19 protein-coding genes are annotated in these 23,640 nt (G+C 52.7%); 3 read left to right on the top strand and 16 right to left on the bottom strand.

Going from position 1 to position 23,640, the window contains the following annotated elements; translation table 11 throughout:
* Positions 1 to 15: 15 nt before the first annotated feature.
* The 3 genes from RS889_RS10300 to RS889_RS10290 form a co-directional block, all read right to left on the bottom strand.
* On the bottom strand, positions 16 to 1,044 hold the full coding sequence (locus tag RS889_RS10300; RefSeq protein ID WP_315710585.1) for an ABC transporter substrate-binding protein: 1,029 nt from the start codon (positions 1,042 to 1,044) through the stop codon (positions 16 to 18).
* Positions 1,045 to 1,336: 292 nt separating this feature from the next.
* Positions 1,337 to 2,797 carry an NAD-dependent succinate-semialdehyde dehydrogenase gene (locus tag RS889_RS10295; RefSeq protein WP_315710584.1) on the bottom strand — a complete coding sequence of 487 codons (1,461 nt, stop codon included), beginning with the start codon at positions 2,795 to 2,797 and terminating at the stop codon, positions 1,337 to 1,339.
* A 10-nt stretch (positions 2,798 to 2,807) separates the two neighbouring features.
* Positions 2,808 to 4,073 (bottom strand): 4-aminobutyrate--2-oxoglutarate transaminase, encoded by a 1,266-nt coding sequence (locus RS889_RS10290; protein WP_021016194.1) that lies wholly within the window; start codon positions 4,071 to 4,073, stop codon positions 2,808 to 2,810.
* A 127-nt stretch (positions 4,074 to 4,200) separates the two neighbouring features.
* Between RS889_RS10290 and pdxR the strand changes: the two genes are divergently transcribed.
* Together pdxR and RS889_RS10280 are read left to right on the top strand one after the other, a co-directional pair.
* Positions 4,201 to 5,694, top strand: coding sequence for a MocR-like pyridoxine biosynthesis transcription factor PdxR (gene pdxR, locus RS889_RS10285; RefSeq protein ID WP_021016195.1), 1,494 nt, complete (start codon positions 4,201 to 4,203; stop codon positions 5,692 to 5,694).
* A 275-nt stretch (positions 5,695 to 5,969) separates the two neighbouring features.
* Complete coding sequence (locus tag RS889_RS10280; protein WP_315710582.1) at positions 5,970 to 7,064, top strand: ABC transporter ATP-binding protein; 1,095 nt, start codon at positions 5,970 to 5,972, stop codon at positions 7,062 to 7,064.
* A gap of 365 nt (positions 7,065 to 7,429) precedes the next feature.
* On the opposite strand, the gene RS889_RS10275 is transcribed toward RS889_RS10280, so the two are convergent.
* Complete coding sequence (locus RS889_RS10275; protein ID WP_021016197.1) at positions 7,430 to 7,678, bottom strand: GlsB/YeaQ/YmgE family stress response membrane protein; 249 nt, start codon at positions 7,676 to 7,678, stop codon at positions 7,430 to 7,432.
* 275 nt (positions 7,679 to 7,953) lie between these two features.
* Here RS889_RS10275 and RS889_RS10270 point away from each other — a divergent pair, with 275 nt between their 5' ends.
* Positions 7,954 to 8,874: a LysR family transcriptional regulator gene (locus tag RS889_RS10270; protein ID WP_315710984.1), complete on the top strand. Its 921-nt coding sequence runs from the start codon at positions 7,954 to 7,956 to the stop codon at positions 8,872 to 8,874.
* 3 nt (positions 8,875 to 8,877) lie between these two features.
* Here the strand turns inward: RS889_RS10270 and mdcH are convergent, their stop codons facing one another.
* From mdcH to RS889_RS10210, 12 genes are all read right to left on the bottom strand, one after another.
* Complete coding sequence (gene mdcH, locus RS889_RS10265) at positions 8,878 to 9,813, bottom strand: malonate decarboxylase subunit epsilon (RefSeq protein ID WP_315710579.1); 936 nt, start codon at positions 9,811 to 9,813, stop codon at positions 8,878 to 8,880.
* Positions 9,810 to 10,436, bottom strand: a complete 627-nt coding sequence (locus RS889_RS10260; RefSeq protein ID WP_315710577.1) for a malonate decarboxylase holo-ACP synthase — start codon at positions 10,434 to 10,436, stop codon at positions 9,810 to 9,812. The genes mdcH and RS889_RS10260 overlap by 4 nt, the downstream gene beginning before the upstream one ends.
* A 13-nt stretch (positions 10,437 to 10,449) precedes the next feature.
* The gene (locus RS889_RS10255; protein WP_021016202.1) at positions 10,450 to 11,409 is read right to left on the bottom strand and encodes an AEC family transporter; all 960 of its coding nucleotides are present in this window, start codon (positions 11,407 to 11,409) and stop codon (positions 10,450 to 10,452) included.
* 166 nt (positions 11,410 to 11,575) lie between these two features.
* The gene (mdcE, locus tag RS889_RS10250) at positions 11,576 to 12,382 is read right to left on the bottom strand and encodes a biotin-independent malonate decarboxylase subunit gamma (RefSeq protein ID WP_315710575.1); all 807 of its coding nucleotides are present in this window, start codon (positions 12,380 to 12,382) and stop codon (positions 11,576 to 11,578) included.
* Entirely contained in the window at positions 12,379 to 13,215 is an 837-nt protein-coding gene (locus tag RS889_RS10245) for a biotin-independent malonate decarboxylase subunit beta (protein ID WP_315710573.1), read from the bottom strand. Before RS889_RS10245 ends, mdcE begins: the two co-directional genes overlap by 4 nt.
* Positions 13,208 to 13,507: a malonate decarboxylase subunit delta gene (locus RS889_RS10240; RefSeq protein ID WP_021016205.1), complete on the bottom strand. Its 300-nt coding sequence runs from the start codon at positions 13,505 to 13,507 to the stop codon at positions 13,208 to 13,210. Before RS889_RS10240 ends, RS889_RS10245 begins: the two co-directional genes overlap by 8 nt.
* A gap of 9 nt (positions 13,508 to 13,516) precedes the next feature.
* On the bottom strand, positions 13,517 to 14,389 hold the full coding sequence (locus RS889_RS10235) for a triphosphoribosyl-dephospho-CoA synthase (protein WP_425475147.1): 873 nt from the start codon (positions 14,387 to 14,389) through the stop codon (positions 13,517 to 13,519).
* Positions 14,383 to 16,044, bottom strand: coding sequence for a malonate decarboxylase subunit alpha (gene mdcA / locus RS889_RS10230; protein ID WP_021016207.1), 1,662 nt, complete (start codon positions 16,042 to 16,044; stop codon positions 14,383 to 14,385). The genes RS889_RS10235 and mdcA overlap by 7 nt, the downstream gene beginning before the upstream one ends.
* A gap of 366 nt (positions 16,045 to 16,410) precedes the next feature.
* Positions 16,411 to 17,088 (bottom strand): respiratory nitrate reductase subunit gamma, encoded by a 678-nt coding sequence (gene narI, locus RS889_RS10225; RefSeq protein ID WP_315710571.1) that lies wholly within the window; start codon positions 17,086 to 17,088, stop codon positions 16,411 to 16,413.
* Positions 17,088 to 17,807: a nitrate reductase molybdenum cofactor assembly chaperone gene (gene narJ, locus RS889_RS10220; protein ID WP_315710570.1), complete on the bottom strand. Its 720-nt coding sequence runs from the start codon at positions 17,805 to 17,807 to the stop codon at positions 17,088 to 17,090. The genes narI and narJ overlap by 1 nt, the downstream gene beginning before the upstream one ends.
* The gene (gene narH, locus RS889_RS10215) at positions 17,800 to 19,365 is read right to left on the bottom strand and encodes a nitrate reductase subunit beta (protein ID WP_315710569.1); all 1,566 of its coding nucleotides are present in this window, start codon (positions 19,363 to 19,365) and stop codon (positions 17,800 to 17,802) included. The genes narJ and narH overlap by 8 nt, the downstream gene beginning before the upstream one ends.
* Positions 19,365 to 23,141 (bottom strand): nitrate reductase subunit alpha, encoded by a 3,777-nt coding sequence (locus RS889_RS10210; RefSeq protein WP_315710567.1) that lies wholly within the window; start codon positions 23,139 to 23,141, stop codon positions 19,365 to 19,367. The genes narH and RS889_RS10210 overlap by 1 nt, the downstream gene beginning before the upstream one ends.
* Between the last annotated feature and the right edge of the window lie 499 nt (positions 23,142 to 23,640).

Below are 23,640 nucleotides of genomic sequence, written 5' to 3'. Positions count from 1 at the left end.
TAGACCGGTTCGTTCTTAACGAGCAGCCCAGGCATTAAAGCGTTGTTCCAGTTCCTCACCGTGATCGACCCAGAACTCGTTGTTAACTTGCAACTCTTGCGACAGGTTTTCCGGAGCCGTAGGCAGATCGGCGACGACGGCAGGTGGCAGCAGACTGGTCGCCTTCACATTGGTTGGACCATAGGCAATATTTTCAGCGAATACTTTCTGATTTTCTGGCTGATTAGCGAAAGCGATGAATTTCTCCGCCAGCGCTTTATGTTTAGACCCCTTCACAATAGCCCAGTTATCCAGATCGTAGATGCCGTCCTTCCATACGATATGAATACCGGGTTTTTCTTTCTGCGCCACAGCAACACGGCCGTTATAGGCGGAAGTCATCACCACATCACCGGAAACCAGCCATTGCAGCGGCTGTGCGCCAGATTCCCACCACTGGATATTGGATTTGATCTGATCAAGCTTTTTAAAGGCACGATCAACGCCTGCCGGAGTTGCCAATACCTTGTACAGATCCTCGCGTTTCACACCATCCGCCAACAACGCAATTTCCAGTGTGAATTTGGCGCTCTTACGCAGTGCTCGTTTGCCGGGGAATTTTTTCACATCCCAGAAATCAGCCCAGCTTTTAGGTGCCTGTTTCAGTTTGTTCGCGTTGTAGGTCAGTACCGTTGACCACACAAAGATGCCAGCGCCACATTCAGTAACCGCGCCATTGACGTACTGAGACGGGTCGCCCAGTTTTTTCCAATCCAGTGGCTCGAACAGTCCTTCGTTGCAACCGCGCATCAGCTCCGGCCCTTCGACTTCTACCACATCCCAGCCAACCTGCTTGGTTTCCACCATGGCACGAATACGTGCCATTTCACCGTTGTATTCCCCGGCTTCAATAGTGTCTTTATTCGCGGCCATAAAAGGTTTGTAGAACGCTTTTTCCTGCGCATCTTTGTTAGTACCGCCAAAAGAGATGACGGTTAACGTTTCCGCATGTGCCTGAGCGGCCATGGCAATGAAAAGTGCAGATACGGCAAATTTTTTTAACATAGTCTGGCTCCTGGAGAGTTAGTCAACGCAATGCCAAAACGGCAACATCGTAAAATCGTTTCCGATGCATCATGTACCATCATATAAAGCATATTTCGTGCCAATATCTGATAAATGTCGGTAGGGTTAACGCGATGGGGCAGAAAAGCGTGACGCCAGAAGATAGGCAAAGCGCCCTGTTTTTAGAACTATTGTTATTGAGAGTTTACTGCTTTGTTATGGTGCTTCCAGGAAAGACAGATGCACCATAATAGAACAACGGCAAAGCGAGACGTCCCTGTCTTTCCTTGCGTCAAACTGAAGGAGTGAGGTCTACACAGAGATATTTCATCTCCAGATAATCCTCGATACCGAACCGTGAACCTTCACGGCCCAAACCTGACTGTTTCACACCGCCAAATGGAGCCACTTCGTTCGAAATCAGGCCAGTGTTGATACCTACCATGCCGTAATCAAGCGCTTCGGGTACTCGCCATTGACGAATGGCATCCCGGGTATAAACATAGGCAGCCAGACCGAACTCCGTATCATTGGCCATGGCGACAACTTCAGCCTCTTCACTGAACGGAAACAGCGGCGCGACCGGGCCAAAGGTTTCTTCGCGGGCAAAACGCATAGTGCGCGTTACATCGCCAATCACCGTTGGAGAGAAGAACGTACCGCCCAGCGCATGAGGTTCTCCCCCCACCAACAAGGTTGCCCCTTGCGACAGCGCGTCATCAATGTGTTGCTGCACCTTGCTGACCGCATCGTCATCAATCAACGGGCCTTGTGTAACACCGGGTTGAGTACCTTCTCCCACCTTAAGCTTCTTCACTTCCTCTACCAGCCGTGCCGCCAGTGCCGGGTAAATACCGCGCTGGACATAAATCCGGTTGGCACAAACACACGTTTGACCGCTGTTACGAAACTTGGACGCCAAAATACCTTTCACCGCCAGTTCCAGATCCGCATCGTCGAACACGATAAACGGCGCATTACCGCCCAGTTCCAGTGATAATTTTTTCACTGTTGGTGCGCTTTGCGCCATCAGAATACGCCCGACCTCGGTTGAACCGGTGAAACTCAACTTGCGAACCACCGGGCTATCGCACAGGATTTTCCCTACCGAAGGCGCGTCACCGGTCACCACCTGCAATACTCCGGCAGGAATGCCAGCCTGTTGCGCCAATTCCGCCAACGCCAGTGCCGTAAACGGTGTCTGCTCTGCCGGTTTAACAATCATGGTGCAGCCTGCCGCCAGTGCTGGCGCAACCTTGCGGGTAATCATCGCGGCCGGGAAGTTCCACGGCGTAATCGCCGCGCACACCCCGATCGCCTGTTTAATTACCAACAGACGCTGGGTGGCCTGTGGTGACTGCAACACACTGCCTTCAACTCGTTTGGCTTCTTCGGCAAACCAATCGATAAACGACGTGGCATAACCGATTTCCCCCAACGCTTCAGGCAACGGTTTTCCCTGTTCAGCAGTAAGTAACGCAGCTAAATCATCCTGATTTTCACGAATCAGCCGTGCCCATGCCTGTAACAGCGCCGCACGTTCTTTTCCAGTACGCAAACGCCACGTAGTCAGCGCCTGCTCCGCCGCGTCAATCGCCTGACGGGTTTGATCGGCAGTCACCAGCGGTACAGTTCCCAACGTTTCACCCGTCGCCGGATTGTTCACAACCAGATTTTCACCGCTCTGGCTATCCAGCCACTCACCGCCAATCAGGCATTGCTGGCGGAATAAAATATTATTTTTCAGTTGCATAGCTATCCTTTTACTGAGTCAGGACGCGGGTCAGGATGTCCAATGCTTTACTGAACTGAGCATCAGGAATGGTCAGCGGGTACAGGAAACGGATCACGTTGCCATGCACACCACATGTCAGCAGCAGCAGCCCCTGATTCAGCGCCTCTTTTTGGAATGTCTTGGTAATCTCCGCACTAGGTTTACCCGTTTGCGGATCATTGAATTCTACCGCCACCATTGAGCCACGGGCACGAATATCGACGATCGCCGGGCACTTCGCTTTCAGACTTCTCAGCGTCTCTACCAGTGTGGCTCCCAGTTGCTGCGCACGCTGGCACAGTTTTTCGTCTTCAATCACATCCAGTACCGCCAGAGCTGACGCCACCGCCAGGGGGTTACCGGCATAGGTGCCACCCAGTCCACCCGGTCCTGGGGCATCCATCACGTCAGCGCGACCAACCACGCCGGAAATCGGGAAACCGCCCCCCAGGCTTTTCGCCATGGTGATCAGATCCGCTTTTTCTTCGTAATACTCCATCGCAAACACTTTGCCAGTACGGGCAAAACCGCTTTGTACTTCATCGGCAATCAACAGTATGCCGTGCTCATCACACAGTTTACGCAGTGCGCTGATGAATTCCGGTGGCGCCACATTAAAACCGCCTTCACCCTGTACAGGTTCCAGCAGAATAGCCGCCACCTGATCAGCAGCAATATCGGTATGCAGCAAACGATCGATATTTTCCAGCGACTGTTCTACCGTGACGCCATTATGCTCGCTAGGATATACCGCGTGAAAAATGGACCCTGGGAATGGGCCAAAACCAGTGGAATAAGGTGCCACTTTGCCAGTCAATGTCATGGTCAGCAATGTACGGCCATGGAAAGCAGCGTTAAAGGCAATCACACCAGGGCGTTTGGTATAAGCACGAGCAATTTTCACTGCATTTTCAACAGCTTCAGCACCCGTCGTAAAGAAAGTGGTTTTTGCCGGCCCGTGGATAGGCGCTATCGCATTGATACGTTCGGCCAGCGTGATATAGCTGCCATAAGGCACAACCTGATAAGCGGTGTGAGTAAAACACTCCAGCTGTTCACGCACTGCAGCCAGAATTTTCGGATGGCGATGACCAGTGTTCAGCACTGCAATCCCAGCAGAAAAATCAATATATTCATGGCCTTCTACATCCCACAGCGTAGCATTCTCCGCCTTGGCAGCAAAGAAATCACACATTACCCCTACACCACGCGGCGTGGCGGCCAAACGGCGTTGATTTAATTCGCTATTATTCATTTTCTGCTCCGATTCGATGAACACACCCAATAGGTTATGACTGACAATTTTATGCCTTAGTGTTGCTATTTATGCGCGCTATGGCCCTATAATCCAGAGCCAGTTTTTAATATTTGAGGGGTCCACTTTGCGCTCACTACTGACTGACTTGCTATTGCAGGGGCTGGAAAGCCAACAGGAAGGCACATTAAACAAACGTCTTTACGATACTATCCGGCTGGCCATTCTGGAGGGTGCCATTACAGCTGGGCGGCGCTTGCCCTCTTCGCGGGATCTGGCGCAGCAGCTTTCGTTGTCACGCAACACGGTGATCGCCGCCTATGAACAGTTGCTCGCCGAAGGATACATCGAAACCCGTACCGGGAGCGGTACTTATGTAACAGAACAGCTGCCGGACACGGCAATTCCGAACTTGCGTGACGATACTGAACCCGCCCCCAGTCCAGTGGTACAGGAGTTTTCCCGCCGGGGCTTGCATTTGCTGGGTTATGCCGGAGCATCGGCAAAACAATGGGGGGCTTTTATGCCGGGCATTCCTGACATCACCAGCTTCCCACATGATCTGTGGCGACGGCTGCAAACTCGTCTCGCTCGTCGACTCAAACCGGAACAGCTCTCCTATTCACCAATCGGCGGATGCCCGGAACTACAGCGCTCGCTGGTGGACTACCTGCGGATCGCACGCTCAGTAGAATGCACGCCGGATCAGATTCTGATTACCGAAGGGACGCATCAGGCAATGGATTTGCTGGCAAAAATGCTGTGCAATCCTGGCGATCTGGCCTGGCTTGAAGACCCATGCTACTGGGGGATGCGTAACGTACTGACTATCAATGGCCTACGGGTCGCCCCGATAGAAGTGGATGAGCAAGGTATGGTGCCGCCGGATAAGGTTTCCCCTCAATGGGTGCCACGACTGATTTGCGTTACACCATCCCACCAGTACCCTCTGGGGTCAGTAATGAGCCTGGCGCGTCGTCAACGGTTGTTGGCGCTGGCCCAAGAGCACGGAAGCTGGGTGATTGAAGATGACTATGACAGTGAATTCCGTTTCTCCGGTAGCCCAATTCCAGCGTTACAAGGGTTAAAAAACCAGCCGCCGGTGATTTACATCGGGACTTTTAGCAAAACGCTGTATCCCGGTTTGCGAGTGAGTTATATGGTGCTGCCCCCTCATCTGGCCCAGGAACTGAAAATTGCCCATGCCGAGCTGTACCGTGGTGGACATTTACTGACTCAGCTAACACTGAGCCAGTTTATCAGTGAAGGACATTACGCCGCACATATCCGCCGTATGCGTCTGCTGTATGCCCGCCGTCGCACCCTGCTAAGCGAATTGATCGTACAGCATCTGGGTGAAGACTATCTGGGATACAACAGTAACGCCGGGTTGCACCTGATTATGCGGTTGCCCGATACAGTGGATGATGTGGTACTCAGCGCTCGCATTCTTCAACGCGGTGTGATGGTAAAACCGCTCTCCAGCTACTATCTGCACCCCACGCATCAACGAGGTCTGTTACTGGGTTACGCCAGTGTGGATGAAGATGAAATGGTGCGAGCATTTGGCGTGATTGTCACCAGTCTGAATGAGCTGAAAGCGTTACCTGATGTTGGGTAATCGCAAGGAAAAAATGCACTTATTTAGTGCATTAAATTAACAATAGATCACTATTTTGAGGCATAGGCAATAAGTCTGATCACGCGGGCAGTAAGAAAATATGGTCAATATGCCCAGTTTTAAGATTTTATGCGTCACCGTAGGTAGAACGTGTGGCTCATGCGTTCAGCGTGCCGGTTTATCCTGACACCCCTGCTCGTCGTGCGCCTATTTCATTAGTAGGCATGGTTTATGCATATAACTTGCTGTTCCAGACACAGTGAGAGAATGAAATAATGAAAACCTATGTCAGCTTCAAGAACATTCAGAAAACCTACGATGGCGATCGATTGGTGGTAAAGAATCTTAATCTGGATATTCAGGAAGGCGAATTTCTGACCATGCTGGGGCCATCTGGTTCTGGCAAAACCACCAGTCTGATGATGCTGGCCGGGTTTGAAACTCCGACGCAAGGAGAAATCCTGTTGCGCGACACACCATTACATCATCTGCCACCGCATCAACGCGGTATTGGGATGGTCTTCCAAAACTATGCGCTTTTCCCGCATATGACCGTGGCAGAGAATCTGGCATTCCCCCTGTCGATCCGCCGCATGAATCGCAGCGATATCAAAGAAAAAGTGGATCGGGTATTGGATCGGGTGAAATTGACAAATCTGGCGGATCGCTATCCGGCACAGATGTCCGGCGGCCAACAACAGCGTGTAGCGCTAGCCAGAGCTCTGGTGTTTGAACCCCGTCTGGTATTAATGGATGAACCGCTGGGTGCATTGGATAAACAGTTACGCGAACACATGCAGTTGGAAATCAAGGCACTACATCAGGCACTGGAGCTGACGGTAGTCTATGTTACTCACGATCAGAGTGAAGCGATGACTATGTCTGATCGGGTGGCGGTATTTAACGATGGCATCATTCAGCAGATGGATTACCCCAACGATATTTATGAGCGTCCACAGAACGCATTTGTTGCCCAGTTTATTGGTGAAAACAACACACTGATCGGCACGCAAACAGGTACCGATGGCGATTATTACCATGTGAGTCTGGATGACGGTACCACGCTGAAAGCACTGAAAGTCCGGCCAAGTTCACCGGGTAAAAAGATTACGTTGTGCATCCGGCCCGAACGGGTAAAAGTTAATGACGAGCATTTACCCACTAGCGCACAGCAGATAAATGCCCGTATTCAGCAGTTTATCTATCTGGGCGACCACGTCCGTTTAATAACTGAAGTCGCCGGACAGCCACAGTTTATGATAAAAATGTCCGCTAACGAGGTGAATCCGGCCTGGAAAATCGGTTCGGAAGTAAAGCTGTCCTGGATGCCGGAAAACCTGCGAGCGTTGGATGTCGTCACGACGCACTAAGACGGATGTGTGTATTTGCTGGCATTGTGATGCATGTCAGTCAGGCGAAGTAGCCACCACGTTCGGCATCCCTTCTGGAACCAAACGTAGTGGCTACTTCAACAACAGGATTAAGTGAAGCGTATTGTAGTTTACGTCTACCTTTAACCGGTTGAAGTCCCTTCCGGAAACCATTTCGATTTACATCGCTGGGCAAAAGTAGCCACGATTTCCTCGTGTATTGCCTGCTTCGGATTAAGCCCGAGTCACATGGGTAACCATCTGGCGTTTGGAGAAAGAGAGAGGTAAATACCCTGGGAGAGTTTAAAACAACAGCAGATGTTGAAGAGATCCGCATCCCCAAGGACGCGGATAATGAATGCTGACTAGCTGCGAATATTACGGTAAATCAATAATACGACCACCGCGCCAATAACCGCTACAGCAAAACTACCAATATTGAAACCATTGACCCGGCCAAAACCAAAGAACGTACTGATATACCCCCCCACCACAGCACCGATAATCCCCAACAAAACGGTCATAACAAAGCCGCTGCCATCCTGTCCAGGTATAATCCATTTAGCAAGAATGCCGGCGATCAAACCAAAGATAATCCATGAAATAATGCCCATAAATACCTTATCCTCTTAGTTTCTACGCCTGTAACCTCAGGCCATCTGCTTAGCGACTTAAGCATTGCACCAAATGCGCAAACTTACAAAAAATCAAACCGGTAAATCCATAAAACAGACAATTCTTTTTCTGAACACACAACGCTCCGGTGCGAGTAAAATCCGGCTGAGATCAAAAAAAGCAGATAAATCCATCGTTATCTCCGCAATCGATAAAAACACTATGCTCAAATTTGATAAGGTACGGGCCTGACTCCGCACCACAGACGGTTATGATGATCGACAGTGATATTACGCTTAAAAAGCTAGAAATTTTTCTGGCATATATGGACACAGAACATATAGGCCGGGCCGCAGAACAGTTGAACCTGAGCAGTGTCAGCGTACATCGCGCATTACACACACTGGAGGAGGGTTTTCGTTGCCCGTTGTTTATTCATCGTGGTCGCAGCCTGATCCCTTTACCTTCCGCACACACACTTATGGATTTCGCCCGCGATATCGTCGGGCTGACAGAGAAAGGTATTCAACAAACCCGGCAAGTGGCAGGTTTTGGTCAGCAACGCATGAAGATTGGCACCATGTATTCCCTGACATTGGAAACTGTCCCCCGTTTGATTATGGGGTTAAAAGTTCGCCGCCCGGAAATCGAAATTGACCTGACGATGGGCTCTAACCGAGACCTGCTCATTCAGTTGGAAAATCAACAGTTGGATGCCATTCTGATTTCGGTTTCTGATAGTCAGGTTGATGCCAGCCATTTCGAAATACTCCCCCTGTTTAAGGATGATATTTTTTTGGCGGCACCGGCTGACTCACCTCTGATCGTGGACGGCCCGGCTGACTTACGTGATTTTCGCGACCAGAAATTCGTTGCGCTGACAGAAGGTTTTGCCACCTACCACGGATTCAGCGAAGCCTTTCAGATTGCTGGTTTTGAGCCGGATATTGTTACCCGCGTCAACGATATTTTTTCAATGATCAGTCTGGTGCAGGCTGGTGTGGGTTATACCCTGTTACCCGGACGGATGAAGAAAGTCTATGAAAATGGCGTACATCTCATGCCACTGTGTGATGACTACCCAATGCGTCAAACCATTGCGCTGGTGTTTGCCCGCAATCGCGAGCTGGATCCTAATGTTTTGGCACTGGCGGCAGAAGGCAGAATGTACGCTCGTGCTGTTGGTACCGTTTGAGTTTTACCGGGCATACCGGCGATAGCGGGCCACAATTTCCGTCACTGCCTTCACCCCCAATTGACAACGGGAAATAGCTTCACCCTGCACCAATGCTCGTCGGGTTAATCCGGTAAGCACCGCGCCGGGCGGCATTTCGATAGCCAGTTGCACACCCCGTTCGCTGGCCGCAATCATCGCGTCATACCAATGCACAGTACACGCCATATTCAATGCCAGATCCCGTGAAATCTGCTCTGGTTGCCAGTACACCCGCCCATTGCTACCACTCAGGTAAGCGACTCGCGGACGCTGCACCTTGACTTTCTGTAAGGCATCGGACAGTTGCTGTGCCGCCTCATCCAGTAAAGCACAATGCGAAGGGACACTGACTGCCAACCGCTGAGCTTTATGGGCGCCAGCGTCACGAGCCCGTTGTATCACTCGTTGCATCGCTGCATCACTGCCGGCAATCACCATCTGATCTTCAGCGTTAATATTCGCCAGATAGACTGGTGATGCCACGCTATACTCTTCTGCCAGCAATCGTTCCATCTGCGGTTGTAGCAAACCGCTTATTGCTGTCAAACCATAACCTTGCGGATAGGCGCATTCCATCAATTCTCCACGCAACGCCACCAGGCGTACCGCATCGCTGAAATCCAGCGCTCCGGAAATCACCGCGGCGGGGAAAGCGCCAATAGACAAGCCACTGACGATGTCCGGCGTGACGTCCAACATGTCCAATTCGGTGGCATAAGCCACACCGGCAATCAGCAGGCACAGTTGAACTGCGCGGGTGTGATGCAGCGCAGAATCGCTATCCAGCGTTAGCACATTCTCACTCAGCGCATCACTGGCCTGCACGACCAGTTGTCGCGAGGCCATATTATCCGGTAACTGATGCAACATACCCGCGACTTGCGCCCCCTGCCCGGGAAACGTAAACAAAATTTTCATAGCGTCATCTCATCGGTGCCCCACGGAGAAACAGATAGCCGTGGGCCAGTATTGGTTTTTATCAGTACCCGATCACTACGCAACCACTCCAGCAAGGCAAAGCCGCCTTGAGGTGTTTCAATCTGGACATCCATGCGGCATGGTATTAATTGCAGGCACTGTGTCAGCTCAATCAACGTTGTGCGTTCAACCGGCTGCGGACAACGCACCACGATATCCAGATCACTGTCGTCATGCATCACCGGAAGCCCGGTTGCCAGCGCATAGCCACAACTGCCGGCCACGCCCCAATGCCAGTTTTTCAACAGGCGCAGCAAACTCATCAGCGCCTGTACTGGCGGCAGGGAAATGAATGGAGAACGCAATAAAACAAAGGCGTCGGTCACCAGTGACTCGGGGGTTGTGATTCGATGCACAGCCGCAGCGTCTACCCAGACGGCAGCCCGCTGACTACGTTGCGTCCCACGAATGCCCGCAGGAATTCGTCCGGCATGGTGTCTGTCCCGACGGACGACCAGTGGTAGACCGATATGCCATTGCCGACTTACCCATTCAGGCAGTTCCTGTTCGGTGCCCAATGCAGCAAGGTCAGCAACCCAGATCAAATCATGCGGACGAATCATCGACAGACTCCAGTTACAATCCGGCAGTCAAGGTGATAAACAACGGCAATGTGATGATACACAGCATCGAGCTAATCAGCAGTGTAGCCTCAGCATCCGGCGACTGTACGCCGAAACGGTTGCCAAAGACGATGCCAAAGAAACCGGCAGACAGAGCAATCATCAGGATCGCAGTAATCGCCACTTCGCCATGTAGTCCCAGTCCCAATACGAGTCCCCATGCCAGTAGTGGCTGCACCAGCAGTTTGGTGATACTGGCAATCACTACCGCACCATTCACCTTCAGCTTACGGGCGGACAAAATGACACCGGTCAGGAACAGTGCCGACGCTGTTGCCGACAAACCTAGCGGTTTAATCGATGTCAGTACGATTTCCGGCATATGGATCCCTACGGCTGAGAGTACCACCCCCAGCAGCGGTCCCCAGACAATCGGTTTTTTCACCGAACGCCACATCAGTACCGGTAGCATCGCGAGAGTGGAACCCTGCGCCTGACCTGCGGCTAGCGCCTTCTCCCGTTCCAGAATCAGCAGGCAGAACGGCGTCATCAGTACCGATCCGCAGGCAATGGATACCGCCACCGACAGCGACGTGGTAGTGGATCCCCCCAGTACGCTACCGAGGATTGGCAAGCCGAGAGCAGCATAGTTGGGCAGCGCCACTGTCAACGTGAGTACCGCCGAATCCTGTGGTGATTTGTGCAGCACACGCGTACAGAAAAAATAGATCGCCGCATAGGTAATCCACATCGCCAGAACCAGCACCACAATCAGTGGCGATTTGTCGACAATGCCGCGCCAGGGCGTCTGTACTGTTGCGCTGAACAGCGCAGCCGGCAGGGCAAAATCCATAACAAAAATATTCAGCAAAGACACATTCTGGTTATCCACCATTTTGGCCTTTCCTGCGTAGAAACCCAGCAACATGATAAGAAAAATCGGGGCCAAGGCATGAATAATCACGTAGGTCATAAATCACCTGTTACCAATAAGAAAAAATTGTTGATGGTACATTCAGCCTGATGTCTGCACGTTGTGGCGATTATCAGGTAGGTGTCAACGTGCTGGTGCGCACTTTTTGCCGCACACACCAGCGCGCACAGCGCGTTTTAGAAAGGTAGGCAACGCATGCCATGCACTACCATTCAGCGCGCATACGTTCCCGCACCAGTTGAGAACTGTGGCGGTTTTTCGCACCTAACCGATTACGCAGATCAGTACCTTGTTGACGGGCAGAGGTAATCGCATCACTAATCGCCGTGTATACCTGTGTTTGTTCATCAACACTGGCATTAAGCGGATCCACGATGGTCAGCAACTGATCCAGCAGCCCCAATGAGTGATAATTTTCAATGTCATAAGCCATCGGCGGAATAGTGGCGGCCAGTTTTTCCAATGCTTCCACCGAGCGCAGTGTAATACGCGCCGCAGAGGCTTTACCCATGGCATGGATCATCACGCCTGCGTCATTGAAAGCGATCAACCGATTAGCCTGATAACCATGCGCCAGAAACGCGCCGGACATCGCCTTGCCGACGATGAGACCAATCACCGGATGCCCCGCCAGTCGAGCACTGGCATAAGCGCCAGCCGCGCCAGCCAGCGCCTGATGGATGCCGAACGCTTCTTCCCGACGACCATAAGCCTGGCTGGCAACGTCGATGATAGCCACGATGGCTCGTTTTTGTGTTTGCTGACGATCTTCCGCCACCACCTGCGTGACCACTTTCGCTAGCGTCCAGCCTTCCAGCAGCCCGACTTCGCCGTGAGCAGCCCGCGGATACTGGTTATTGGCATCCGGTACTACAGCAATAAAACGAGCGGCCTGTCCGTCAATGTCACCGTCAGCGGCACGGACAGATGGACAGAGTCCCGTTACCGGTACGGCTCCCGCAGTGATTAGTGAAAACCAATACGCTCCGCGGCTTAAAGGTAAAGTACTCATGCGCGTTCCTCCCGGGTAAATAACTGTTCGGTCAGCGCGGCGCTAGCCTGCTGGCGGGTATCAAAAGACGTCAACCGGTTCAAGAACCAGTCAAACCGTTCCGAGCGATGCTGTTCCGGTACACCACGTTCCAGACATGCCTGCATGGCAGCTTTTACCGCTGGAAGTGAATCGGCCACTTCCCGATCCACAAAACCACTGCGATAACGCACTGAGCCACCGGTCATACTCCAGATAAACGGACGATCACGGGAGTCATATTCATCAATTCCGGCTTCCTGTTCGATGACCTGTGGACCATTGAGGCCGAGCCGGGCTTCGCGGGTAACGATCAGGTAACTACACAATCCGGCAGCAATCGACATACCGCCAAAACACCCCACCGTCCCGGCAACAATGCCGATAACGGGGGTATAACGACGTAGATCGACAATTGCGGCATGAATATCGGCTATCGCTGCCAATCCGAGATTGGCCTCCTGCAAACGCACACCACCGGTTTCCAGCAGCAGCACGGCCTGCGTGGGAATACCTTTGCGGTTATCCTCTGCGGCCAACTCCAGTGCCGACGCCATCTTGGCACCAGAGACTTCCCCCATGCTGCCGCCTTGAAACGCCCCTTCTACCGCAATCACCACCGTCGAATTACCGTTGATAGTGCCTTTGGCGACCACCATCCCGTCATCCGCCTGCGTCACAATGCCCTGCGGTTCCAGCCACGGCGACGTGATGCGTTCAAACGGCCCCAGTAGCTCGTGGAACGTCCCGTCATCCAGCAGGTTACGCGCCCGCTGGCGAGCACTCAGTTCAATAAAGCTGATGGCATCACGCATGGCTGGCCTCCTCGAAAACCTGTTCGATGCGTAACCGCGCTACACCCGGCGTGGCACCAAAATCATTAATGTCCAGACGGCCAGTGGGCAACGTCGTCAAGGTATTCAGCCGGTCAAACAGCATTTGCCAGTGAACCCGACTGCCGTCAACGGACGTTTTAATCCTGATTGTCAATGTCTGATCCGTGGCGGGTTCATACAAGGCTTCCAGATCACCGGAGCCCACCACGCCCACCAATGCTCTGCCCGGCAGGCTTTGTTGTGCCGGATAACGTAATTCAATACTTTCCATAACGTCCTCTTATCTGGTTACTCCACGGGCCGAGGCCCGATCGAGAAACAATGCGGCGGCGAGTAAATCTGCCGCGCCGCCGGGAGATGCGTTGTACTGCAACAGATGCTTTTCCAATGTTGCCAGCGCCTGACGCCCGTCTGGATGGGAAAAACCACCGGCAGTAAGTACCTGTCTGGCACCTTGTTGCATCGCATCCAGCGCCGCCATCCCACCACGAGACAACACGCAGGTGTCACTCAGACTAGTCATGATTGCCATTAGCGCATCCAGTCTGGCGGCCTGCTCACCACTGTTCATCGCCCGGCTGCGCCATAGCTGCGGTAATGCCAGCCGTATCACATGAGGAAACCCTTGCTGCGCTTCTTCCCGTGCACCGGGAACGTGATAGCGGCGGGTGGCGATCAACCCCTTACTGAAGCGTTTAGGACTGGCAGAGTCAGACAGTTGTGCCAGTTGTGCCGCCTGTTGCGCCACCTGTTCAGGTGCGCCTCGGCCACCGAGCATGCCAGAGGCCGTTACCAATAGCCCCAGTGCCCAAATGGCGCCGCGATGAGTATTGACGCCAGCGGTGGCCTGCATCATGACAACTTCGCCCTCACGTCCTATTTCTCCGATCTCCCGGCGCAGCGCGACATCGGCTCGGCGTTGCCAACCCGCCAGCGCCAGCGCATGAAATGTCGGTTGCAGGCTATAGGCGGAACGCTCCATCAGTGCCAGCGACAGATCCTGATGAGCACCGTTGCCACGGCTGTCCACCAGGCCCGGTTTTGGCGACAAGCGAACCTCATCCAGTAGTGCATGAGTCGCCTGTTCTGCCAGAAAAGCGGCGCCGGTCTCAGCAGCGCGATCGAAAAAGCAGGAAGGAGATAGCATTACCAGCTCCGGAATTTAGCCGGTGGGTTATACAATCCGCCGGACCATTCAACCAAATCGGAAATGCTGCCCGCCGCCAACAGTGAACGACTTGCATCGGTACGGCGAATCCCCATATCTTCCGGGAATACCACCTTGCCTTCCTGCCGCAGGCTTGCCACGCGTTTGGCATCTACGCCCAAACCGATATCAGTAATGCCTGCCACTGCGGCGACCATTGCCCGCCGTTCTTCCAGCGATTTGGCGCGGTACAGGTAGGCGATCCCTTCCTCAGTCAGAACATGGGTGACGTCATCACCGTAAATCATGACCGGCGCTAATGGCATTGATGTCTCTTTAGCGACATCAACAGCATCAAGTTTTTCCACGAATGTGGGTTTGGCGCCTGCCTGGAAGGTTTCCACCATCTGTACTACCAGCTTGCGGCCACGCTGAAGCGGATCGGGTTCCTCAATCATGTCCAGCCAGGCTGGGGTAGCGTGACGACGACCATGCGGATCGTGCCCCATGTTGGGTGCGCCGCCGAAGCCGGACAAGCGCCCGCGGGTAACGGTAGACGAGTGCGCCAGCCCATCAACCTGTAAAGTTGAACCAATGAACATATCGACGGCGTACTGCCCGGCCATCTGGCAGAATGCGCGATTGGAGCGCATCGAGCCGTCTCTGCCGGTAAAGAAAACATCCGGGCGAGCGGCAATATAGTCTTCCATGCCCAGTTCGCCACCAAAGCAATGAACGGTATCTACCCATCCGCTTTCAATCGCTGGAATCAAGGTCGGATGCGGATTCAGCGTCCAGTGTTTGCAGATCTTCCCTTTCAATCCCAGTTGTTCACCATAGGTGGGCAATAGCAGTTCGATGGCGGCAGTGTTAAAACCAATACCGTGGTTGAGTGACTGCACCTGGTGTTTGGCATAAATGCCTTTGATGGCCATCATTGCCATCAGCACATGCACGGGTTTGATCAGACGAGGGTCACGGGTAAACAGCGGTTCGATAAAGAATGGCTTGTCGGCTACCACCACGAAATCAACCCATGAGCCGGGAATATCCACACGTGGCAGATCGCACTCATCTTCCACCAACTCATTCACCTGAGCGATCACAATGCCGTCTTTAAACGCGGCGGCTTCCACCAATGCCGGGGTATCCTCGGTGCTCGGCCCGGTGTACAAATTACCGTGGCGATCGGCTTTGTAACCAGCGATAAGGGCCACATTCGGCACTAAATCCACATACAGTCGAGCATAAAGCTCGATATAGGTGTGAATAGCACCAATTTCCAGTAAACCATCTTCCAGCAACTGCGAAATACGCAGGCTCTGAGTGCCGGAAAACGAGAAGTCCAACTTGCGGGCAATACCTTTCTCAAAAATATCCAGATGTTCCGGTCGCCCGACACTAGGCATGATCATATGCAGATCATGAATATGTGATGCGCTCACCTCCGCTAATTGGCGAGACAGAAAATCCGCCTGCTTCTGGTTGTTTCCTTCCAGAATGACACGATCGCCGGGCGCAATAAGCTTTTCCAGTGCGGCGATGATGTCATCGGTGGGAATCACTTTTCCTGAGACCAAACCCTGTACGCTCTCAATACGCCGACGCTTTTCCTGACGACGGGTATCCCAAACGCGTGTGGGTTGCTGTTGAAACGACATATATAAACCTCCCCGGTTATTTATTACGTATTACGCGGGTCGCGTTTTTGCGTAGCAATAGAATAGGAAGGCAGCGACTGGCTATCAATTAACCACCTGTTACAAACGTTAGCCTGGGAGTAATGGAAAATTTTAGACTCTAAAAATCAATTAGTTATGATGTGCGATATATTGGCAGCGTCACAGTTGGTCTGAAATCCAGCCCGTTTGAAACGTGGTGGAGATGAAATACAGTGGATTTGAAACATTGAAATGATACGCGGCGTAAAGCCATCTTGCTTTACGCCGCCCTATTTAACCGGTGTGGTTAGTGCACCAGTATAACCAAAAAAACCGATTTTCTTATCTGTTCAGCATTAATATCAGTTAATGTCGGTTCCTCACCAGTTGATAACGGCGCGTCAGATATTCCACCGGCGCGCTCCAGATATGCACCAGCCGGCAAAATGGGAACAACAGGAACAGCGTCATCCCCAGCACCAGATGCAGTTTGAAAATCAGCGCCACATCGGTCAGATGCCCAGACGCGCCACCACGAAACGCCACCACGGCCTGCGCCCATTCCACCAACTTCATCATTTCGCTGCCATCCATGTGTCGGGCAGAGAATGGGATAGTCAACAGTCCTAGCACCGCCTGAATGACCAGCAGCGTCATGATCAAAATATCGCCGGTAGTGGACGTAGCCCGCACTCGCGGGTTAGTCAGGCGGCGCTTCAACAGTAAACCACCCCCTACCAGCGTCAGCACGCCACATAGTCCGCCACCGAACATGGCCATTTTCTGCTTAACCTCAAGCGGCAAAAATGCTTCGTACACCCAGTGTGGCGTCAACATGCCGAACAGATGGCCGCCCAGTACCCCGAGAATGCCGATGTGGAACAGATTGGAGGCCAGTCGCATCCCTTTTTTATCCAGCATCTGGCTGGAGCCTGCACGCCAGCTGTACTGCCCGTAGTCATAACGCAACCAGCTACCGATCAGGAACACCGCACCGGCAATATAAGGATAAATATCGAAAAAAAACAGGTTGATATAATACATTAGCATCCTCCTTTTACCGGCGTGGTATCAAGATTCAGGTATTGTGGTACCACCGCGCCAGTGAAGCGGCGCTGATGTTGAGTCTGTTGCGCCGATGCGCAACCCTGCTCACCGAGGAATTTGACCTGCTCCTCTTCCCACACGGCGTCCAGCGCTTGCGGGGTGTCATCACGGGCTTCGTGGGCAATGCTTTTAGTGACATTGTCACTTCTAAGTACGCTACCGGAAATCGACAACAACAGATCAAACAGCACGGCATACTGGCTGTCACGTTGCTGCAAGCGGGCTCCCAGCAATGCCAGAATTGTCGCGATATCCGTTAATCCGGCACGACTCTGGTCTGGTTTTCGCTGCGCCAGATACTCCAGATACAGCGGCAAATAGTCCGGCAGCTCTTTACTGTCCAGCATCAGGCCGGCCTGACGATACTGTTCCATCAAATCCACCATCGCCTGACCACGATCGCGCGATTCACCGTGTACGTGCTCAAACAGCAACAGTGAAGTAGCACGACCACGGTCAAACAGCTCACAGTATTGCGCCTGTCTATCCAATAAGTCTGATCGGTAAAAATCACCGATAAACTGCATCAGTTGAGCGCTCTGACGCAATGACAGTTCCTCCGTCTGCTCTACTGCCTCCAGTAGCGCCGATTGGTTTTCCCACAGTTCGCAGTCCGGGTAGTCCAGCAGACGGGCAATCACCTGAAGACTAATCATGACCGTTCTCCCGCATGATTTTGCTGTTCATATCCCGCGTCTTGCTACTGACATCAATGGCATCAATACGGCGGCTATTGAACAGGTTGAACGGAGAATCGCTGCCGTGACAGCCGTCACCGAAGCTAAACCCGCAACTTTTGCTTTCCGGGAAGGCTTCCCGCGCTATTTCACGATGGCTGGAGGGAACCACAAAGCGATCTTCAAAATTGGCAATTGCCAGATAGCGGTACATTTCCTGAGCCTGCGCTTCAGTTAAGCCCACCTGCTCCAACGCACGAGTATCGGTAATGCCATCTACAGTTTCAGCCCGCTTGTAGTGGCGCATGGCCAGCATACGTTTCAACGCCAGCAACACCGGTTGAGTATCCCCTGCCGTCAGCAGGTTAGCCAGATATTGCACCGGAATACGCAGGCTTTCGACATCCGGCAAGATGCCGCTATGTGCCAGTTTACCGGCATCAGCAGCGGACTGAATCGGTGACAGAGGCGGCACATACCACACCATTGGCAACGTGCGATATTCCGGGTGCAGCGGTAGCGCCAGCTTCCAGTCCACCGCCATTTTGTACACCGGTGACTGCTGCGCGGCATCAATGACGCTCAGTGGTATGCCATCTTTCAACGCTTGCTCAATGACTGCCGGGTCATGTGGGTCGAGGAAAATATCCAATTGTCGCTGATACAGGTTCTGTTCGTTATCCGCTGATGCTGCCTGTTCAATGCAGTCTGCGTCATACAGTAAAACCCCAAGATAGCGGATCCGTCCCACGCAGGTTTCCGAGCACAGCGTTGGCATGCCGGACTCAATGCGCGGATAACAGAAAATACATTTTTCCGACTTGCCACTTTTCCAGTTGAAGTAGATTTTTTTGTACGGGCAACCGGTCAGGCACATACGCCAGCCACGGCATTTATCCTGGTCGATCAGTACAATGCCGTCTTCGGCGCGTTTGTAGATGGCACCACTCGGACAGGTCGCTACACAAGCCGGGTTCAGGCAGTGCTCACACAGCCGTGGTAAATACATCATGAAGGTATTTTCGAACTGGCCGTACATCGCGCTCTGCATCTGGTCGAAATTTTTATCCAACGCACGTTTGCTGAATTCGCCCCCCAGATCGTCTTCCCAGTTCGGACCGTTTTCGATCTTCTTCATGCGCTGACCGGTAATCAGCGAGCGTGGGCGCGCTACCGGCTGATGCTTGCCTTCCGGGGCCTGTTGCAGATGCTGGTAGTCATAATCAAACGGCTCGTAGTAGTCATCGATGGACGGCACATCCGGATTGGCAAAAATCTTTGCCAGTACACCGACACGACTGCCCATACGGGGTTCCAGCTTGCCGTTGATTTTTCGGATCCAGCCACCTTTCCACTTCTCCTGATCTTCCCAGGCATGAGGATATCCAACGCCAGGTTTGGTTTCGACGTTATTAAACCAGGCGTACTCCATACCTTCACGGCTGGTCCAGACGTTTTTGCAAGTGACCGAGCAGGTATGACACCCAATGCATTTATCGAGGTTCAGCACCATGCCAACTTGTGAACGAATTTTCATTAGGCTTTCTCCTGCCGGCGTTTAGCTGCTGTGCTGTTGGTCTGGATATCGTCCTGGCCTTCGTCATCCAGCCAGTCAATACGCTTCATTTTGCGAACCACCACAAACTCGTCACGGTTGGAACCCACGGTGCCGTAGTAGTTGAAACCATAGGCCAGTTGCGCATATCCCCCAATCATGTGTGTTGGTTTCGGACAGATGCGAGTCACAGAGTTATGAATACCACCGCGCTGTCCAGTTATTTCCGAGCCGGGCAGATTCAAAATACGTTCCTGTGCGTGGTACATCATGGTCATACCGGCAGGAATACGCTGGCTCACCACGGCGCGAGCCGTCAGAGAACCGTTGACGTTAAACGCTTCAATCCAGTCATTATCCACAATGTCCAGATCGCGGGCATCGTCTTCGCTCAGCCAGACAATCGGACCGCCGCGTCCCAGCGTTAGCATCAACAGGTTATCGCTGTAGGTGGAGTGAATGCCCCACTTCTGATGCGGCGTCAGAAAGCTCAGCACCTTTTCCGGATTACCATTCGATTTTTTGTTCAGCAACAGTGTGGTCGTGCGGGTATCCACAGGCGGGCGGTAGACCAGCAGACCCTCGCCAAAGGCGCGCATCCATTCGTGATCCTGATACAACTGCTGGCGACCCGATAGCGTACGCCACGGAATTAACTCGTGAACGTTGGTGTAACAGGCGTTGTAAGACACGTGCTCATCTTCCAGACCGGACCAGGTGGGGCTGGAGATAATCTTGCGCGGCTGAGCCTGAAGATCGCGAAAGCGAATTTTTTCATCCTTTTTCGACTGCGCCAAATGAATGTGGTCGCGCCCCGTCACCTTGCTCAGTGCGGCCCAGGCTTTAACCGCCACCTGGCCGTTGGTTTCCGGTGCCAGCGACAAAATCACTTCGGCGGTATCAATCGCAGTTTCAATCTTCGGTCGCCCGGCGGCAGTACCGTCTGCCTTGGTGTAGTTCAGTTTTTTCAGAAAATCGATTTCCGTCTGGGTGTTCCAGCTAATGCCTTTACCGCCATTTCCCAGCTTATCCATCAACGGACCGAGTGATGTAAAGCGCGCATAAGTATTCGGATAGTCGCGTTCCACCACCATAATATGTGGCGCGGTTTTCCCTGGAATCAGGTCACATTCGCCTTTTTTCCAATCCTGTACTCCCAACGGCTGCGCCAGTTCAGCGGCAGAATCATGCTGAATCGGCAACGTCACCACGTCGGTTTCAGTACCTAAATGTCCCTGACACACGCGGGAAAATACACTAGCGAGACCTTTATAAATGTCCCAGTCACTTTTGGATTCCCAGGCCGGATCGACTGCCGCCGATAACGGATGAATAAACGGATGCATGTCCGACGTATTCATATCGTCTTTCTCGTACCAGGTGGCGGTGGGCAGCACAATATCCGAATAGAGGCAGGTACTGGACATGCGGAAATCGAGCGTTACCACCAGATCCAGCTTCCCTTCACCGCCCTGATCCTGCCATTCCACTTCTTCCGGTTTCACTCCGCCCTGAACGCCCAGATCTTGTCCCTGAATACCGTGCTCTGTACCCAGCAGATATTTGAGCATGTATTCATGGCCTTTACCGGACGAGCCCAGCAGGTTGGAACGCCAGACAAACAGGTTCCGTGGGAAGTTCTGCGGGTCATCCGGTTGCTCGGCCGCAAAACGTAACTCGCCGGATTTCAGTGCAGCGACCGTGTACTCCTGCGGCGTCATGTCGGCGGCTTGCGCTTTGGCGGCGATATGCAGCGGGTTAGTGTCCAGTTGCGGCGCCGACGGCAACCAGCCCATGCGTTCGGCGCGCACGTTGAAATCAATCATGCTGCCGGTAAAGCGGGATTTATCCGCCAGTGGCGACAGGAGTTCTTGTGGCGTTACGGTTTCATAACGCCATTGGCTAGAGTGGTTGTAGAAAAACGAGGTGCTGTTCATGTGGCGTGGCGGACGCTGCCAGTCGAGAGCAAACGCCAGCGGCAGCCAGCCGGTTTGCGGGCGCAGCTTTTCCTGTCCGACGTAATGCGCCCAGCCACCGCCGCTCTGACCGACACAACCACAGAAAACCAGCATATTGATCAGCCCACGGTAGTTCATGTCCAGGTGATACCAATGGTTCATTCCGGCACCGACGATAATCATTGACCGGCCGTGGGTTTTATCCGCATTATCGGCAAATTCACGGGCGACACGAATAATGTTCTGTCGGGAAACGCCAGTGATCTGCTCAGCCCACGCCGGACTGTATGCCTTCACCTGATCATAATCCTTGGCACAGTTGTCATCCTGTAGGCCGCGGTCTACACCATAGTTGGCCAGCGTCAGATCATACACGCTGGCCACCAGCGCATCGCTGCCATCCGCCAGTTGCAGGCGTTTGACGGGCAGCTGATGCAACAGGATTTCATCCAGTCCGACACTGTTGAAATGTTCGCTGGTGATACCACCGAAATAAGGGAATCCCACCGGTACAACATCATCATGGGTCCCTAGCAAGCTAAGGCGCAGACTAACATCCTGCTGGCTGGTTCCATCGCGCTGCTCCAGATTCCATTTGCCCTGTTCCCCCCAGCGATAGCCGATGGAGCCCTGCGGGGCGGTAAGATTGCCACTGTGCTCATCAATCGCAACTGTTTTCCACTGCGGGTTATTGTCCTGCCCCAGATTATCGATCAGATCCGCCGCCCGCAGCAGCCGACCAGCGGCGTAATAACCGTCATTACGGGGTTCTAACAGCACCAGCATTGGCATATCGGTGTACTGACGAACATATTCGATAAAATAGTGGCTCGGACGTTCCAGATGAAACTCTTTCAGGATCACATGGCCCATTGCCAGCGCCATCGCGCTATCGGTGCCCTGCTTCGGATTCAGCCACAGATCACACAGTTTGGCGATTTCCGCATAGTCTGGCGTAATCGCTACCGTTTTGGTGCCTTTGTAACGGACCTCACTAAAGAAATGCGCATCCGGGGTACGCGTTTGCGGCACGTTGGAACCCCAGGCAATGATATAGGACGAGTTGTACCAGTCGGCAGATTCCGGTACGTCAGTCTGCTCGCCCCAGGTTTGCGGTGAAGCGGGCGGCAAGTCACAGTACCAGTCGTAAAAACTGAGGCAGACCCCCCCCAGCAGCGACAGATAGCGAGCACCGGCAGCATAGGACACCATCGACATGGCCGGAATCGGCGAGAAACCGATGATACGATCTGGACCAAAGGTTTTGGCGGTATAAACATTAGCCGCCGCAATCAGTTCGTTGGCTTCATTCCAGTCAGAACGCACAAAGCCGCCGCGACCACGTACCTGTTTGTAGCTGCGAACTTTTTCCACATCACCGACAATTGATGCCCAGGCATCCACGGGATCGCGATGATGTTGTTTGGCTTCGCGCCACAATGTGATCAGTTGTTTGCGCATCATCGGATATTTCAGACGGTTAGCACTGTACAGATACCAGGAGTAACTGGCACCGCGTGGGCAACCACGGGGTTCATGATTTGGCAAATCCGGGCGGGTACGTGGATAGTCGGTTTGCTGGGTTTCCCAGGTGACCAGCCCGTTTTTAACGTAGATTTTCCAACTGCACGATCCGGTACAGTTGACACCATGTGTCGACCGTACCACTTTGTCATACTGCCAGCGGCTACGGTAACCATCTTCCCAATCACGATTGGTATTAAGGGTTTGACCATGACCATCAGAAAATGGCTCGGCTAGTTGTTTAAAGTAGCGTAACCGGTCAAGAAATTTGCTCATCCGGACTCTCCTGCTGCGGAGCCTGCTGGCCCCTGTAGTTATAAACTTGTAGTTATAAAATGTCCGTAGCAGACGCGTAGGCTTTGCTTACGACACATCGCTCAATTTGCCGCTAGGTTAGCCAGCGCGTCATAAGTCAAAATTGATGGTGATCAAGAGAGATGGAGCCGGGATCAACGGGTGACGGGTAAAATACCACCAAAGGGTGATATACTTTTTTGAAATCAACACATTGATAAATAAATAGATTATTAACCTGATAAATAAATGACAGGCACAGGATTTATACCTGCAACTATTTGGGGGTAGCCGCAGAAACATGCTTACCAGAATGAATTTTCTCTTTATCTAAAGGTGAGGCACCATTTGATTTTTCCATTAAGAATGTTGTAACTAAATTAACACCACAGCGAAACTCGTAAATCTCGTTTTACATAAATTCCGCATTGCCTGGGATAGTGAAAAAGTATGTGACTGGCGATTAAGCAGAGAAAAAAGG

This window comes from Brenneria uluponensis (assembly GCF_032395385.1).
GTDB lineage: Bacteria > Pseudomonadota > Gammaproteobacteria > Enterobacterales > Enterobacteriaceae > Prodigiosinella > Prodigiosinella aquatilis.
Note: the sequence above shows the minus strand (reverse complement) of the source record. Positions and strands in the feature narration are given on the sequence as shown.

Excerpts from the sequence above, each read along its gene's own strand:
- RS889_RS10300 (WP_315710585.1), bottom strand. The coding sequence starts at position 1,044 with ATGTTAAAAAAATTTGCCGTATCTGCACTTTTCATTGCCATGGCCGCT.
- RS889_RS10295 (WP_315710584.1), bottom strand. The coding sequence starts at position 2,797 with ATGCAACTGAAAAATAATATTTTATTCCGCCAGCAATGCCTGATTGGC.
- RS889_RS10290 (WP_021016194.1), bottom strand. The coding sequence starts at position 4,073 with ATGAATAATAGCGAATTAAATCAACGCCGTTTGGCCGCCACGCCGCGT.
- RS889_RS10280 (WP_315710582.1), top strand. The coding sequence starts at position 5,970 with ATGAAAACCTATGTCAGCTTCAAGAACATTCAGAAAACCTACGATGGC.
- RS889_RS10275 (WP_021016197.1), bottom strand. The coding sequence starts at position 7,678 with ATGGGCATTATTTCATGGATTATCTTTGGTTTGATCGCCGGCATTCTT.
- RS889_RS10270 (WP_315710984.1), top strand. The coding sequence starts at position 7,954 with ATGATCGACAGTGATATTACGCTTAAAAAGCTAGAAATTTTTCTGGCA.
- mdcH (WP_315710579.1), bottom strand. The coding sequence starts at position 9,813 with ATGAAAATTTTGTTTACGTTTCCCGGGCAGGGGGCGCAAGTCGCGGGT.
- RS889_RS10260 (WP_315710577.1), bottom strand. The coding sequence starts at position 10,436 with ATGATTCGTCCGCATGATTTGATCTGGGTTGCTGACCTTGCTGCATTG.
- RS889_RS10255 (WP_021016202.1), bottom strand. The coding sequence starts at position 11,409 with ATGACCTACGTGATTATTCATGCCTTGGCCCCGATTTTTCTTATCATG.
- mdcE (WP_315710575.1), bottom strand. The coding sequence starts at position 12,382 with ATGAGTACTTTACCTTTAAGCCGCGGAGCGTATTGGTTTTCACTAATC.
- RS889_RS10245 (WP_315710573.1), bottom strand. The coding sequence starts at position 13,215 with ATGCGTGATGCCATCAGCTTTATTGAACTGAGTGCTCGCCAGCGGGCG.
- RS889_RS10240 (WP_021016205.1), bottom strand. The coding sequence starts at position 13,507 with ATGGAAAGTATTGAATTACGTTATCCGGCACAACAAAGCCTGCCGGGC.
- mdcA (WP_021016207.1), bottom strand. The coding sequence starts at position 16,044 with ATGTCGTTTCAACAGCAACCCACACGCGTTTGGGATACCCGTCGTCAG.
- narI (WP_315710571.1), bottom strand. The coding sequence starts at position 17,088 with ATGTATTATATCAACCTGTTTTTTTTCGATATTTATCCTTATATTGCC.
- narJ (WP_315710570.1), bottom strand. The coding sequence starts at position 17,807 with ATGATTAGTCTTCAGGTGATTGCCCGTCTGCTGGACTACCCGGACTGC.
- narH (WP_315710569.1), bottom strand. The coding sequence starts at position 19,365 with ATGAAAATTCGTTCACAAGTTGGCATGGTGCTGAACCTCGATAAATGC.
- RS889_RS10210 (WP_315710567.1), bottom strand. The coding sequence starts at position 23,141 with ATGAGCAAATTTCTTGACCGGTTACGCTACTTTAAACAACTAGCCGAG.